This window comes from Mesorhizobium sp. CNPSo 4684, assembly GCF_057784315.1.
Map to the genome: position 1 here is coordinate 1 of NZ_JBWLUX010000031.1, position 14,544 is coordinate 14,544.

Sequence of the window (14,544 nt, forward strand, 5' to 3'; positions counted from 1 at the left end):
GCCGAGGTCGGCTCGTCCAGCACCACCAGTTTGGGCTTCAGGATCATGGCGCGGGCGATGGCAATGCGCTGGCGCTGGCCGCCTGAGAATTCGTGCGGGTAGCGGTTGCGGGCATTGGGGTCGAGGCCGACCTCCAGCAAGGCCTCGACGGCGCGCTGGTCGCGTTGCTTGCCTGACAGGTTCGGCTCATGCACCAGAAGCCCTTCGGTGATGACCTGACCGACGGTCATGCGCGGTGACAGCGAGCCGAACGGATCCTGGAAGACGAGTTGCATCTCACGCCGCAGCGGCCGCATCGCCTGGCGGTCGGCGGTGGAAATATCCCGGTCGCCGAAGCGGATGACGCCATCGCTCGGCAACAGCCTGAGCAAAGCGCGGCCGAGCGTCGATTTTCCCGAACCGGATTCGCCGACAATGCCGATGGTCTGGTTGCGCTTCAGCCGGATCGAAATGTGGTCGACGGCGCGCAAAAGCAGCGGTTCGCCGGCGAGGAAGCCGCCGCCGATCTTGAACGTCACTTCGACATTGCGGCCCTCGAGCAGCACCGGCGCGTTGGCCGGCGGCGGTGCCTTGGTGCCGGTCGGTTCGGCGGCCAGAAGCATTTTCGTATAGGCATGCTGCGGGTTGGCGAAAAGCGCTTCGGCCTCGCCCTCCTCGACCACCTCGCCATAGCGCATGACATAGACGCGGTCGGCAAAGCGCCGGACAATGCCGAGGTCGTGGGTGATGAAGACGATGGCCATGCCGAGCTTGCGCTGCAGTTCGGCGAGGAGCGTCAGGATCTGCGCCTGAATGGTGACGTCGAGCGCCGTCGTCGGCTCGTCGGCGATCAGAATATCGGGATCGTTGGCCAGTGCCATGGCGATCATGACGCGCTGGCGCTGGCCGCCCGACATTTCGTGCGGATAGGATTTCATCCGCCGCTCGGGATCGGGAATATGCACCAGCCTGAGCAGCTTGAGCGCCTCCTCGCGCGCCTCGGCCGCGTTCAGCCCGCGATGCTTACGGATCGGTTCGATCAGCTGGTTGCCGATCGAATAGAGCGGATCGAGCGAGGTCATCGGCTCCTGGAAGATCATGCTGATCTTGGCGCCGCGGACCTTGTTGAGGTCGGACTTGGTCATGGTCAAAAGATTGCGGCCGCGATAGTCGACGTGACCCGTCGCCTCGCCGTTGGACGCCAGCAGGCTCATCGCCGCCATCATCGTCTGGCTCTTGCCGGAGCCGGATTCGCCGACCACGGCGACGGTCTCGCCGGCATTGACGTGAATGTTGATGCCTTTGACGGCTTCGACGGCGCCGTCGAGGGTGCGGAAGCGGACACGAAGGTCCTTGACGCTGAGGATCGTTTCGGGAGTTGCCATATCAACGGTTCCCATCTTTATCGATCTCTCGGGTCGAGCGCGTCGCGCAGGCCGTCGCCGACGAAATTCAGCGCAAACAGCGTCGAAACGAGGAAGAAGGCCGGGAACAAAAGCAGCCAGTTGGCGGTGCCGATGTTCTTGGCGCCGACCGAGATCAGCACGCCCCAGCTGGTCATCGGCTCCTGCACGCCAAGGCCGAGGAAAGACAGGAAGCTTTCCAGGATGATAACCTGCGGCACCAAGAGCGTCATGTAGATCACCACGGGTCCGAGCAGGTTGGGAATGACATGGCGGAGCAGGATGCCGCGCTGGCCTACGCCCATGGCCTCGGCGGCCTGGACATATTCCTGACGGCGGATCGACAACGCCTGGCCGCGCACGATGCGCGCCATGTCGAGCCACAGCACCGCACCCACCGCTAGGAACATCAGCACGAAGTTGCGGCCAAAGAACACCACCAGCATGATGACGAAGAAGATGAACGGCAGCGAATAGAGCACGTCGACGATGCGCATCATCACCTCGTCGATCTTGCCGCCGGAAAAGCCGGCCGCAGCCCCGTAAAGGACGCCGATGACCACGGCGACAACGCCGGCAAGCAGGCCGATGGCCAGCGAAATGCGCCCTGCCATCAGCGTGCGCGACAACAGATCGCGGCCGGTGTTGTCGGTGCCGAACAGGAAATACTGCTGTTTGACCGACGCGGTCATCGTCAATTCGAGCCCGTCGGCCGATTTGCTCTCGATCTTGGTATCGTCGAAGGCATCGGAGCGGTCGAGATAGCGGATGTTGCGCTCATCGATCGGTTTGGTCGAGGTGACGGTGACGGTGACGCGATCGCCGTCCTGTTTCCATTCCTTGATGTCGACGCGCATGCGCTTGATCGCTTCGTCAAGCGCCGTCTCGATCATGTCGGCCCGTGGATAGGGGCTGAAGCTCGGCGGCGTGCGCACATAGTCGGCATAGATGGTGGTGTATTGATGCGGTACGAACCAGGGGCCGAACACGCTGATGACGCCGATGAAGGCAAGGTAATAGAGGCTGAACATGGCGGCGCGATTGGCCTTGAGCCGCGCCCATGCGTCGCCCCAGAGCGAGCGGCCGACGACGGCCGGCGGAGCGGCGGTGGCTGCGATATCAGTCATAGCGCACCCTCGGATCGACGACCGCATACATGACGTCGACGATCAGGTTGAAGACGATGGTGAAGAGCGCGATCACCACCACGGTTCCCATCACCAGCGTGTAGTCGCGGTTGAGCGCGGCATCGACGAAATAGCGGCCGACGCCGGGAATGGAGAAGATGGTCTCGACGATGACCGAACCGGTGAGCAGCGCCGCGGCCGCCGGACCGGTGAAAGACACGATCGGCAGGATGGCGCCACGCAGCGCGTGCTTGACCACCACCGACCAGTCCGACAGGCCGAGCGCCCGCGCCGTTCGGATATGATGCGAGCGCAAGCTCTCGATCATCGAGCCGCGCATCAGGCGGGCGACAATAGCGATCTGCGGCAAAGCTAGCGTCAGCACCGGCCCGATCTTGTTGATCAGTGCGCCGTCGCCCCAGCCGCCGATCGGCAACAGCTTCCAGGTCAATCCGAACACCAACTGGATCACCGGCGCGATGACGAAGGTGGGGATGGTGCTGCCGGCTGTCGCCAGCGCGATGACCATGTAGTCGCCAAGCTTGTTCTGGTTGAGCGCGGCAATGGTGCCGAGCACCGAGCCGAGCAGAAGCGCCAGGATCAGCGCGGAGGTGCCGAGCTGGACCGAAATCGGCAAGCCCTTGGCGAAGAGTTCGGTGACGGTGAAGTCAGGCAAATTGTAGCTCGGCCCGAAATTGCCGCGCAAAAGATTGCCGAGATAGTGGGCATATTGCAGCCAGAGCGGATCGTCGAGGCCGAACTGAGCTTCCAGATTGGCCCTGATCTCGGGGCTCAAGCCCCGCTCCTGATTGAACGGACCGCCTGGTGCGACGCGTATCAGGAAGAACGCCATCGTCACGATGACGAATACATGCCCACCCGCGTTTGTCTCAGACGAAACCCGCAAACCACGCTTCCGCATTCCCGGCAGCATTTCCTCGAGCAAACGCAGGCTCAAGGGAACCCTGTAGAGCCGGACTGCATGAGCGATGATCTGCGGCAGGAATGATGGCCCTTGTAGCTGATGGTCGCGGTGTTGCGTGGGTTACTTTGATAACGCCTTGGCATGTCTTTCTCCTGTGTGTGTCTGCCAGGCAAGCGGGCGGGCACGGAAGTGGTCGCGCTATTGTTGCGGACATACTCGTCGAACCTGACAAAAATCTGACTTATATGCCCAGACAAACGGATGCGCTGGGCGTTGCTGCTGATCGTTGGCACGCATGCCGTGCTGCGATAGGCCCGACGCAGCAATAGTATGCAGACCGCGTCGCTTGCTGCGCTGATCGAACGCTCCGGCAAACCACCGCCTGACCGGGCCCGAACTTGAGCGTTCATAGCTTGCGAGTGTGAGATTGAAGTGATGGGAAAAAGGTCATCGACCTCGGAACGAGGCAAACCCGACTGCCTCGCAGGGCCTTTCGAGCCCGTATGATCGATTGGGGACCGATCCGCGGATGCCGATCAAGGCCAGCAGCTGTGGCTACATCAAGAGGCCGGATACATGGATGCTCGCGACCCACGTCTCAAAACTGCAAATCCACCCCTTGCCGGCTAAGGGGCATCCACATCCGGCTTTCATGGCTCCCCGGTCTGGCAATGGGACGGCGACGATGCGTGACACGGTCGGCTTGTGATATTATAAAGCCTTGCCGTCTCGGCGCCGGAATTGCGCCCGACAAGACGTTTCAGCGCTTTCCGGGCGTTTCTTTGCATCGAGTTTCTTGCGGCGGCTGCCGATCCGCCGCTCCTCGACAAACAGACGTTCCAGAAGATTCGTGGTCCCGATGGCGCGGCGGTGAGTGATCGGCATTGTCAGATGCGCGTCTCCGGGACCAGGCGGTGTAGAGGAAATCCGACGGAGCCCGAGTAACGTTGTCGCATTGCGGTATATAATTTGTGCATGGCAATATAAGCGCGCCGATCGTTAAGATTCTGGTGTCGGGCATCTACCCCCCCTCAAATGAGGTGCCGACGCGGAATGCGGCGTGTCTTGCGCTGCATCTCGAGCCCGCTGCCACCTCCTCCCGGCAGCGGGCTTTTCGAACGATGGGACCTAGGGTGCCTTTCGTTGTTGCGGCTGCGGCGTGTGTGGTCGCCCCTGCCAAAGGAACGGGAGATGGACGCGCCGCGGCCAACGTGTGGACCCTCGATACCGGACAGGGTGACCGCGGCGGCGTGTCGATTTAAAACCAGCGTCGGCCGCGCCAGCGCTTGATGCGCCGATGCTCCTGCTCGCGATCCGATTGTTCAAATACTGGCTCCGGCGCATGCCGATCGGCTTCAGCTCGCGCCCGGAACGATCCTGCAGGCGATTTGTGGTGTCGCAGGATCGCCTCCGGCGAAACGGGGCACGGCGGCGGCACCGTACCGGCCGCAATCCCCAGTTCAACATGAAGGCCAAGCCTGAAACCATGGCCGAGTTTGTCGCCATAGCCGACGTCCAGAGCTGGTTGTTCGGCGAAGCGCTGGAGAAGGCGGTCGACCTCCTGCGCGCGAAGTTAGCCACAAAATAAGGTTCGTGCGCCACCGGGTGGGAAGGGCAGGGGCAAATCGCCCTCAGGCTGGTCAATTCCCGGTCAGTCGCGCCAGCGGCGCCTATTGCCCCTTTTCCGTGGTCGGTCAACTCGGTCGTGAGCACCAAGACGAACGTTGACGCTGTCGAGGAACATGCGTTTCCTAACCAGCTCTAGCGTCAGCCGTTGCGCCGTTTGTCCGGTTGCGCAAAAGAACCAAAAGGTACGCGAGCTTACATTCACCTGATCAGCGCAAGTAGGATAGCTGCTCATGGCCCGGGCGCCACCGGAGGTCCTGAAGCTCAGCATGGGACTTGCGGAAATGCACCGTTCATCGTGTTCGACGATGCCGACATAGACGCGGCTGTCCAGACTGCGATTCTGGTCCAAGAATCGCAACGCAGGTCGAACCCTGCGTTTGTTGTGCCAACCGGCTCTATGTGCAGGCCGGCCCATATGTGACGCCGAACACAAGGTTGAGGGAGCCGACGCCCCTTCTGCAGAACTGCGCTGCCGCTCCCAGCGGCGACGGCAGCAATGCGCCGCACCTGCGCCATGATCGGCCCCCGAGCAGGTGATGAATTGTTCCGCCGTTGGACGGCCAAGTTAGAGACCGCATGCAATCTGCAGCGACGGCGGGGCGCCGCGGCGGGGCTCGTCAGCTTCTCGAAAGCTTGCCCAAGTAATGAGCCTCGGTGACTACAACGTGAGGATGGCCTGGTCGTAAATAATTTCAATCTATGAGCCTCGAGATCGCTTCTATCGTCATTGCGGAAATCGGCATTGGCAATAGCGTCGGCGAGCCCTCGTTCTCGACATCACTGTAAATCGGATCGCCTATGAAATCTATGCTACCAACCCTGTTCGGGATAATTATGGCTACAACTGCCAATGCTGCCAATGCTGCCAATGGCAGTCATATATTACAGACCCTTCCCGAGATTGAGCTTGCGCTGACTAGCGGCAAGCAAGTGGATGTTGTTGTCGATCTAAGTTTGTGTACTCCGGCGACCGGCGATACGCCGCCGACCAAGACGCGAGGAGGAATTCGGATAGATGCCTACAGGATCACTTCTGACGGCACCCTTGCTTTTGCGGATCAGCATTTTACGATCGATCCTGACGGTAAGCCCATTCTTCAATTCCTTCGCTACCGAATCCGGTTGGACGGTCACGCCGAATTCACCATGGTCGTATTCAACATGCCAAGCTATGAGAGAAAAGGTACAAGCTTGGCCTACAAGTGCGCGATCAGTCGCGGGTTGAGTTTCTTCGCTCCACAGTGATCGCAGGGGCTATGTCGGGTGCGCCTTGAGACCGGCGGTGGCACTGTAAAGTTATCAGGATTGATGCGGCAATAGTTCGCCGGAAACAGGTCGGCCTATTAGAAGCAGTGCGCTTCCATGTTGACGGTCCTGCGGACGGATCTGGTCAACGAAATGGCAGGAAACCTCGCATTCGATCCATTTGCCACAACGAGATCCGTGCAAACCGTGGGGCTCGATCTGGGGTCGGGAGCCGCAGCCGAATACATGCTCTCGAATGTCATGCGCTGCGGAACTACCAGCTTCGCGGCCTTGTGGAGCGGCGCGCGTACTACTTTGGTCTGACGACGGAGAAGGTATTGATGAATACAGGACAGGCACAGTCGAGCGCAGGCTCTTCCTCGGCGCCTTCTGCAGACGGCGAGCAGGAAGGTTACAGCGGCGGCTTAAGACGAGCCGTGGCGGATTGGGTCGAATTCTTTACGGGGTATCGGACCCCCACCTCCGCGCGCGCGCAGATCCTGGACAACTGGGTTGTCGAAGAGGGGCAGGGCGATGCCGAAAATCGGCAACAGGGGCGCGCACGAATTAGGGTTTCGGACAATACGGGCTCGCATTCGTTAGATTTGTCCTCCCTCTCCCTGACAGCTTTGCCCGCCGTCCTGCCGCCAAGGTTGCTGGAACTGCGCGCCAGTCACAACGAGCTAAACAACCTGCCCACTGGGCTTCCACTTGGTCTTCAGCGTCTTTTCATTAGCCACAACCGATTGACCAGTTTGCCGGACGCTCTTCCCGCGACTCTCACTCAGCTCGAGGTGGCCGATAACAGCTTGACCAGTCTGCCGGCCAACCTTCCAGCTGGGCTCGAGATGCTGAACGCAAACGGCAACAGATTAGGTAGTCTGCCAGACGCTCTCCCCAGCAGGCTCACCTCGCTCTCGGTTAGTGGCAATCAGCTGACCAACCTTCCCGAGTCCCTCCCATCGGGGCTCATTGAACTCGATGTCAGCAGCAATCAATTGGCCAACCTCCCCGACCGTCTTCCGAGCATGCTCCAATCGCTCAATCTTAGCGGCAACCGGCTGACCAGCCTGCCTGAGGATCTTCTTGAGGGTCTCGTGCCGCATCTTAGTCTCAGCTACCCGAATTTGGAGAACCTCGAAATCTCGAATAACCCGCTGCCGGACGACGTCCTCGCTAACCTGGTGGCGGCTGAAGCGCCGCAGCCTGCGCAGCAATCCTTATATGAGTCTGCCGCGCACTGGCTCGCGGAGGACACGTCGGCGCTGGCCGAATGGCAGCACTTTGCGGATGAGCCAGGCGCCCAGGATTACGCACAGTTCCTGGATCGGCTACGAGGCACTGTGAACTACGGTAATGACGAATTTCGGCAGGCAGTGGCTCACGATTTGCGGCAGGCGGCGGCCAATCCGAGATTGCGTGAGCAGTTTTTTGCACAAGCTTCCGAGGCCAACGCGACCTGCGAGGATCGTGTTACCTTGCACTGGAACGGCATGCAGACCGCTCGGCTCAATTCTGACGTCGAGGACGGGGTATATGACAACCGGCTTGGTGAACTGATCCAACTCGGCCGTGTCGCGTTCCGCTTGGACGCGCTGGACGAGATCGCGCGCGACAGGATCAACGTACTCGTCAGCGAACACCCAAACGTGGACGACATCGAAATCTACCTGGCCTATCAACATCGGCTGCGCGACCCGCTAGAGCTCAGTCACGTCGCCCCTGACATGCGTTTCCTGGCGGTCTCTCACGTAAGTGAGGATGATGCGGCGCGGGCGCTGGACTCGGTCCGCGAAAGGGAAGCGAACCAGTTCACCGACTACATGGCAACCCGCTGGCAACCTTGGGAGACGGTGCTAAGGCGCATCGCTCCCGACGAACATGAAGCCATGCAAGATCGGCTGGTCGAAGCCATGGGCGACGAGTTTCAAAGCCGCTTAGATCAGCGAATGGCCGAGCATGGTCTGTTGGGCGACCCGGATGCCGAGCGGGTGCTCGGAGCCCAAGTCCGAAACGAAATCGCTGGCGAGATCAAACGCGAGGTCATGCACCGGGTGCTCGCCGACCGTGGTCTCGAACGATAAGGGTTCCCAAGCCCGCGGGGAAGCAGTTGAGGCCATTGCTACATGGAAGACCGGTTGCTACGAGCGCTGCCGCCTCGGTATTTCCAATGCGAGATCCCGCTCGATCTCGCCGCAAATGTGCGAACTTCAACGATCGTCCGGAACGATCGAGCCGGTCCACACCAACGGCGCCCTTTTTAGTTCCAGACGTTTCTCGCCTCGTGCTGGAAAACACCGCTCCGAGCTTTCGAAGAGTCTTGCTGGGCGCAAACCTGGCACGTCACTTCGCTGAGCCGGCAGCTGCGCTGATAGCACTTGGAGAGAGCCATTTCTTCGACGTCCGCGATTGTTTCTTGAAACTGCAGTTCATAGCGTCAGCGCTTCATAGCCGGGAGGACCCGCGCCACGGCCGCACAAGGGTTGCGGAACGCCGGCTTCACCTAGATTTGGCTAGCCAGAGACGGTCATGTCGCCTCGCCCTCAAGCATACGAGCCCAACCCTGCGATCACAGGCGGAAGAAAAATCGTGTCGATTGATCCCGCTTACGGGTTGCCCCGGTTGGTCGTTCGATCGAAAGCTTGGTATGGGGCGGAATTCCCATGCTCAACTCGAGCAGATGTTGATCCAACACCTTGTCCGCAGTCGTCAGGCGATGATTCAGGCGCAGATAATCCATCCAGGTCGGCGTGCGAAAGGTTTCTGTCCAAAGCGATGGATCCTGAAGATCGCGCTGAAGGTTCCACTGCCGAGCTCCGACGCGGCTCTGCACTCGCCGTCGTTCCTGCATCCGGTCCAGGAAAGCTTCGACGTTCGCCTCCGGTATTGCGTACTCGGTCTTGACGACGATCGGGCCGCTTCTCGGCTTCAGATCGAGGGCAAGCTGCGGCGTTTCGAAGCCAAAAGGATCCTGATCAGAATCTTGCCATTGACGGATCGGCATGAGGAAACCGGTGGCCGCGACCACTACGAGCGCACCAGCGGAAACCTCCAGGGCCAAAGTGAGCGAATGGTTCTCAGCCACTGTGCCCCACACCCAACTGCCGGCCGCGATACCTCCAGACGACAGGGCATAATGGATCGAGAGCGTGCGACCAACGACCCACCTTGGGCTTGACAATTGGATACTCACGTCGAGCCCCGTCCAAGTGACGACCCAGCCCGCGCCGCCGAGCGCCAGCGCAATAGCCGCCACCACCACTGAGGAAGTGAAAGCAAGGGATAGACAACAGGCCGCACAGGCAATGCATGCCAGTGTCGTTAGGCGCTCCTGGGACAGAGACCGCCTCAAGACATTGTTGCAAATGCCGACGCATAACGCACCTGTCCCGAAGCCAGCCATCAAGGCACCATAAACGATTGGTCCTCCCCCTAGTTGATCCCGGGCGACGAGAGGCAGGAGCGCGAGCATGGAGATGCTGGTCAGGCCAAAAAGGGCTCCGCGCGCGATAGCCGCCATGATCTCCGCAGACAGGGCCGTGAAGCGCGCTCCGTCATGGATGGCAGTGGTCAAGGGCTCGCGCGGGAGAGGAGAAGTGCGCACACCCCATGTGCGGCGCCCTATGGTCCACAGCAGCGCTACATAGGTCAGTGTCGCCACAGCGAAAGCTGTCAGTGGTCCAAAGGAGGCGACGACTACGCCACCTAGGGCCGGGCCAACGCTTCGAACGGCGTTATAGCCAACCGAAATGAGCGTGACCGCGGCTGGGACTTCGCGTTTTCGCAGAATATCCCCGACCGACGCGTGCCAGGCAGGATCGGTGAAGGCGGCGCCTGCTCCGGCCAAACAGCTGAATGCGAGAACCATCCATGGATTGAAAATCCCCAGCGCCGCAAGAACAGTCAGCATCGCAGAGGATAACGCTATAGCGCACCAGCCGGCGAACATAAGATTGCGCCGGCTGTAATTATCCGCCAGGGCCCCGGCGATGATCGACAGGACGAACACGGGCAGTGTGGTCGAAGCCTGAACCAAGGCGACCATGACGTCCGAAGTCGAGATGGTCGCCATCAGCCAACTGATGGCGACAGTTTGAACCAGCCAGCCAAGGCTGGCGACCTGCGTGGCAAGCCAGATCGAACGAAAGGTTGCATTTTCGAGCGGCGCAAATGTCGCCGACGAAGCTGGACTCGCATTTTCACGCGCCACCCTGCTCATTGGGTCGAGCCTTCCTCGGTCTATCGGTCGCGTTAGAAGTGCCCTCCCGGCCCACATTGCCCATGGAGGAATGGCACCATGAGCGCATTTTGTCGGCGCAGCGCAAGATATTTCTTTGCCGCTGGCACTCTGGCGCAAGCGATTGCTTCATCTGGAATTGCCACCAACGCCCTTTCATGGTTTCTGGTCCCTGTCACATCGTCGCCTGGTGCTCGAAAATCCGCGCCATGCTGACCGCCGGTGCTTCTGAAACGCGGTCGGGCGGTCGAGATCTACCATCGCTTCCTTGTTAGAGCTCTCCAGGAGCGGTGGCATCGTCCTGCTGGTCTGCCGAAGCAGCAGATTTCCTCTTGAACCGTCGTTGCCCTGACAGCATTGTGCAATCGTCGGCGGGTGCGAGGAAGCGCCTGCTCACGCAGACCAGTCGTTCAGTAAGTCGGCAGGAGCGAATGAATCCTGAGGCTTTCAGCAGCCCGGTCTTCGTGAAGCGTCAAATCTACATTATGCAGGACGATTGCCAGCCTTGCGGACGCTATCGATTTTCTCAATGAATGGCCCGAAGACCGCAGGGACCGACTACCCTTAGGGCCTGCTATGACGCATATGGCGGGCGAAAGCCTATAAGCGGGGCGCGCCATGACTTTTTCGGCTTTGCAAAACGGGCAGCCATATTGGAAGATGCGATTTCCGCCATGCAATGACTGGCTGCCTGCAAATCGGCAGTGGAAAAGTCACGGTATAGTGGTGGCTGGCATGGGGGACGCTGAGGATGGCACTGTGTCGGCATTCCAGCGGTAGCCAAACACAGAAGCAGGTCTCGACATTGGCGGCGCAGTCCTCCCACCCATCAGAACCGCACATTGATCGCGAGCGGCCGGTCTCGGCGACCAGCCGAACCGTTCGGTTGGGCAAAGAGTGCTACCAAGGGTCTGTTGCCCCGCAGGAGCGGAGATGACCGGCTTGAGCAGATTTGAGAGGCCAGTCGTTGTTCAGCTTGGCCACCACGGCTCGGAGCGGATCGTGTTCGAGGTCAATGACGCGGCCGGTATCTTGCTGCGTGATCTTCAACGTCAGACCGTGAAACGCAAGGCCGCGATGGATGCCTGTCTGCAGGTATTGCGCGGTGAGGCTTACCCGGCAATTGCTCGAAGAGCTTTCGTGGCAGCCGCGCTCGAAGCAAAGATTCTGCGCAGCGATTAATAAATCGGAGAGGCTCGGGAATTGCTGACTGACCATCGCCAGGACAGCTGCAATCATCATGGCGATCGTGGAGATGGCTGGACCGGGTCGGCTCACCACCTTGCCCCGATTGCTGCAAAACGGCGGACGTCGGCGCGAAACTCACCTCAGGTGACGAACGCTTCCAGTGGGGTCCGGAGAAGCCGCTCCTCTTCAGATAGAACCCATGCAGAGGTATTTCATTTCTAGGTAGTCCTCAAGCCCATGGCGCGAACCCTCCCGGCCGATGCCAGACTGCTTCACCCCGCCGAAGGGGGCCGCTTCCGATGACATGCGTCCGGTGTTGATGCCCACCATGCCATATTCCAAGGCCTCGGCCACGCGCCAGACACGCTGTAGGTTCGAGGCATAGAAGTAGGCGGCGAGGCCATAGATCGTGTCATTTGCTTCGTGCACGACCTGATCCGCATCGTCGAAGCGGATGATCGGGGCCAGCGGTCCGAATGTCTCTTCCTGCGCAATCGTCATCTCGCTGGAAACTTCGGTGAGGACTGTCGGTTGGAAGAATGTACCCTCCTTCCCAATGCGTGCGCCCCCGCAGCGAATTGCACCGCCTTTTGCGACGGCATCGGCGATATGCGATTCTATCTTGGTCAGCGCATGCCGGTCGATCAGCGGGCCGACGGCGACACCAGGATCGAAGCCGTCACCAACCTGAAGCTGGCGAACCCGCTCCACGAATTTGTCGACAAATTCATCGTGAACGCGCGATTGAACGTAAAGGCGGTTCGCGGAAACGCAGGTCTGGCCGGCGTTGCGGAACTTGGCTTGGATCGCACCGTCGACCGCCGCATCGAGGTTGGCATCGTCGAAGACGATGAAAGGCGCGTTGCCACCGAGTTCGAGGCTGACCTTCTTGATCTGGTCCGAGCATTGGCGCATGAGCAGCCGTCCAACCTCGGTCGAGCCTGTGAAGCTGATCTTGCGCACCCTGGGGTTTGTGCAGAGTTCGCGTCCGACGGCGTCGCCCTCAGACGCGTAGATCAGGTTGACCACGCCTTCGGGAAAGCCAGCCTGATGCGCAAGGACAAACATTGCACCCGCCACGAGCGGCGTCTGTTCTGCGGGTTTCAGTACTATCGTGCAGCCTGCTGCCAAGGCAGGCGAGATCTTGCGCGCCACCATGGACGCCGGGAAATTCCATGGCGTGATCGTGCCGACGACGCCGATCGGCTGCTTGATCACCAGCAAGCGGCGATCCGTCGATGGCGCCGAGATCGTCTCGCCATAGATTCGGTTGGCCTCTTCAGCATACCATTGAAGGTAGGCCGCCGCATGCGCCACTTCTGATTTTGCCTCAGTCAGGGGCTTACCCATCTCCGCCGTCAAAATCGCAGCAAGGTCATCGGCGTGGTCGATAATCAACTGATGCCAGCGCCACAGAACGTCGCTGCGTTCACGGGCCGTCAATGCCGCCCATTCGGGTTGCGCGCTATAGGCTTTGGCGACCGCAACGCTGGTCTCTTGGGCGCCCATATCGGGTAGCTCTGCCAGCAGTTTGCCCGTCGATGGGTTGAAGACCACAAATGTGCGCTCACTGACTGGTTTAGCCAGCGCCGGCAGGCAGTCAAGGCTGCCAAATAAGTCAGGAGATTTGAGGTGGCGGATCAAAGGCGGGTAAAGCGGCAATGTCGATTCCCCATAGGCTCTTGGCCTGTCCGGCCCGGTGGACATCTACAGCGCACCTGTGGCTTTTGCATAGGACCAGCTCCCACGAAAAGTCGGGCGTCCCTTGGTCCGGTTAAAGCTGCCGCGGGGAAGGCCGACGGACAGCTTCCGAAATCGGGACTGATCAGACGGCCTGCCCACATAGCGATGGTTACTAAGGAAAACGCAAGTGGCGACTGGAACGGTGAAGTGGTTCAACACCACCAAGGGATTTGGGTTTATCCAGCCCGACAATGGCGGTTCAAGATGTTTTCGTCCACATTTCCGCCGTTGAACGAGCGGGGCTTTCCACCCTCGCTGATGGTCAGAAAATCAACTATGAAATCACGGTGGTCTGACGCCGCATGAGAAGAGCAGACGAGAACAGAGCTCGACCGGGCGGCTTGAGCAGACTGCTACAAGCCCGCGTGAAGCCAAGCGGTTGAAAGGGAAGGCGGGATATTAAGCCCACCTTTTCATATTTCGACAGATTCAGATCATGCCAATGGCAGCTGTGCGCCGCAGAACAATGCTCGATTGCTGGAAATCAAGCTGCGACGTTCTTGCGGGCCCGCTTCGCCGGTGCCGACTGTTCCTGTTCTGCCGGTTTGCGGCCGAGCGCCATCGTCTTGGCCAATGCCGAGCGCGCGGCGGCATAGTTCGGCGCGACCATGGGATAATCCGCCGGCAGAGCCCATTTGGCGCGATATTCGTCCGGCGTCAGTCCATAGCAAGTCGACAAATGGCGCTTGAGTGATTTGAACTTCTTGCCGTCCTCAAGGCAGATGATGTACTCCTGCGTCACGGACTTCCTGATCGATACGGCAGGCTTGAGAACCTCCGGTTCTTCCGCGGAACCACTGGCGCCGGCTCTGCCTTTGAGTGCCGCATGTACCTGACTGATCAGGGCAGGGAGCTCACTGACCGGGACCGGATTGTTGGAAACATAGGCTGAGACGACATCTGCGGTGAGTCCGATGAGGACCTCGAAGGTGTTGTCGGCTTCTTCTGTCATGAAACTCTCCGGGGTGGTATGAAAGACAGTCGAGGAAGTGTCGGTGCATAGGGCTGGTTGCCGCTAAAAGCAATAAAGGCTCGGCAAGACTATTGCGATGTGGGTCCTGCACTGCG

Annotated in this window: 10 protein-coding genes and 3 pseudogenes; 5 read left to right on the forward strand and 8 right to left on the reverse strand. The window is 60.0% G+C overall.

The window, feature by feature from the left end; genetic code table 11:
• From AC04SG_RS25030 to AC04SG_RS25050, 5 genes and pseudogenes are all read right to left on the reverse strand, one after another.
• Positions 1 to 1,364: ABC transporter ATP-binding protein (locus AC04SG_RS25030; RefSeq protein ID WP_488553216.1), on the reverse strand; the 1,364-nt coding region annotated here is incomplete at its 3' end.
• Positions 1,365 to 1,381: 17 nt separating this feature from the next.
• On the reverse strand, positions 1,382 to 2,509 hold the full coding sequence (locus AC04SG_RS25035) for an ABC transporter permease (protein ID WP_488553217.1): 1,128 nt from the start codon (positions 2,507 to 2,509) through the stop codon (positions 1,382 to 1,384).
• Positions 2,502 to 3,431 carry an ABC transporter permease gene (locus AC04SG_RS25040; RefSeq protein WP_488553218.1) on the reverse strand — a complete coding sequence of 310 codons (930 nt, stop codon included), beginning with the start codon at positions 3,429 to 3,431 and terminating at the stop codon, positions 2,502 to 2,504. Before AC04SG_RS25040 ends, AC04SG_RS25035 begins: the two co-directional genes overlap by 8 nt.
• Before the next feature lie 714 nt (positions 3,432 to 4,145).
• Positions 4,146 to 4,319, reverse strand: a complete 174-nt coding sequence (locus AC04SG_RS25045) for a hypothetical protein (protein ID WP_488553219.1) — start codon at positions 4,317 to 4,319, stop codon at positions 4,146 to 4,148.
• A gap of 317 nt (positions 4,320 to 4,636) precedes the next feature.
• Positions 4,637 to 4,838 (reverse strand): annotated as a pseudogene (locus AC04SG_RS25050) (transposase domain-containing protein); the annotation flags it as partial.
• A gap of 502 nt (positions 4,839 to 5,340) precedes the next feature.
• On the opposite strand from AC04SG_RS25050, the pseudogene AC04SG_RS25055 reads away from it, so the two are divergent.
• The 3 genes and pseudogenes from AC04SG_RS25055 to nopM form a co-directional block, all read left to right on the forward strand.
• Positions 5,341 to 5,480: pseudogene (locus AC04SG_RS25055) on the forward strand (aldehyde dehydrogenase family protein); the annotation flags it as partial.
• A gap of 381 nt (positions 5,481 to 5,861) precedes the next feature.
• Positions 5,862 to 6,308: a VirK family protein gene (locus AC04SG_RS25060; protein ID WP_488500047.1), complete on the forward strand. Its 447-nt coding sequence runs from the start codon at positions 5,862 to 5,864 to the stop codon at positions 6,306 to 6,308.
• Positions 6,309 to 6,649: 341 nt separating this feature from the next.
• The gene (gene nopM / locus AC04SG_RS25065) at positions 6,650 to 8,392 is read left to right on the forward strand and encodes a T3SS effector NEL-type E3 ubiquitin ligase NopM (RefSeq protein WP_488553220.1); all 1,743 of its coding nucleotides are present in this window, start codon (positions 6,650 to 6,652) and stop codon (positions 8,390 to 8,392) included.
• A 485-nt stretch (positions 8,393 to 8,877) separates the two neighbouring features.
• Here nopM and AC04SG_RS25070 read toward each other — a convergent pair whose 3' ends face one another.
• Complete coding sequence (locus AC04SG_RS25070) at positions 8,878 to 10,527, reverse strand: MFS transporter (RefSeq protein WP_488553221.1); 1,650 nt, start codon at positions 10,525 to 10,527, stop codon at positions 8,878 to 8,880.
• 951 nt (positions 10,528 to 11,478) lie between these two features.
• Between AC04SG_RS25070 and AC04SG_RS25075 the strand changes: the two genes are divergently transcribed.
• Positions 11,479 to 11,727 carry a DUF982 domain-containing protein gene (locus tag AC04SG_RS25075; protein ID WP_488553222.1) on the forward strand — a complete coding sequence of 83 codons (249 nt, stop codon included), beginning with the start codon at positions 11,479 to 11,481 and terminating at the stop codon, positions 11,725 to 11,727.
• 192 nt (positions 11,728 to 11,919) lie between these two features.
• On the opposite strand, the gene AC04SG_RS25080 is transcribed toward AC04SG_RS25075, so the two are convergent.
• Positions 11,920 to 13,395 carry an NAD-dependent succinate-semialdehyde dehydrogenase gene (locus AC04SG_RS25080; protein WP_488553307.1) on the reverse strand — a complete coding sequence of 492 codons (1,476 nt, stop codon included), beginning with the start codon at positions 13,393 to 13,395 and terminating at the stop codon, positions 11,920 to 11,922.
• Between the two features lie 208 nt (positions 13,396 to 13,603).
• On the opposite strand from AC04SG_RS25080, the pseudogene AC04SG_RS25085 reads away from it, so the two are divergent.
• Positions 13,604 to 13,772: pseudogene (locus tag AC04SG_RS25085) on the forward strand (cold-shock protein).
• Positions 13,773 to 13,960: 188 nt separating this feature from the next.
• Here AC04SG_RS25085 and AC04SG_RS25090 read toward each other — a convergent pair.
• Positions 13,961 to 14,428 carry a Ros/MucR family transcriptional regulator gene (locus AC04SG_RS25090; RefSeq protein WP_488553223.1) on the reverse strand — a complete coding sequence of 156 codons (468 nt, stop codon included), beginning with the start codon at positions 14,426 to 14,428 and terminating at the stop codon, positions 13,961 to 13,963.
• Positions 14,429 to 14,544 lie beyond the last annotated feature (116 nt).

Bases quoted from the DNA above. Each gene is read 5' to 3' on its own strand.
- AC04SG_RS25075 (WP_488553222.1), top strand. From the start codon at position 11,479: ATGACCGGCTTGAGCAGATTTGAGAGGCCAGTCGTTGTTCAGCTTGGC.
- AC04SG_RS25040 (WP_488553218.1), bottom strand. From the start codon at position 3,431: ATGCGGAAGCGTGGTTTGCGGGTTTCGTCTGAGACAAACGCGGGTGGG.
- AC04SG_RS25060 (WP_488500047.1), top strand. From the start codon at position 5,862: ATGAAATCTATGCTACCAACCCTGTTCGGGATAATTATGGCTACAACT.
- AC04SG_RS25045 (WP_488553219.1), bottom strand. From the start codon at position 4,319: ATGCCGATCACTCACCGCCGCGCCATCGGGACCACGAATCTTCTGGAA.
- nopM (WP_488553220.1), top strand. From the start codon at position 6,650: ATGAATACAGGACAGGCACAGTCGAGCGCAGGCTCTTCCTCGGCGCCT.
- AC04SG_RS25070 (WP_488553221.1), bottom strand. From the start codon at position 10,527: ATGAGCAGGGTGGCGCGTGAAAATGCGAGTCCAGCTTCGTCGGCGACA.
- AC04SG_RS25035 (WP_488553217.1), bottom strand. From the start codon at position 2,509: ATGACTGATATCGCAGCCACCGCCGCTCCGCCGGCCGTCGTCGGCCGC.
- AC04SG_RS25090 (WP_488553223.1), bottom strand. From the start codon at position 14,428: ATGACAGAAGAAGCCGACAACACCTTCGAGGTCCTCATCGGACTCACC.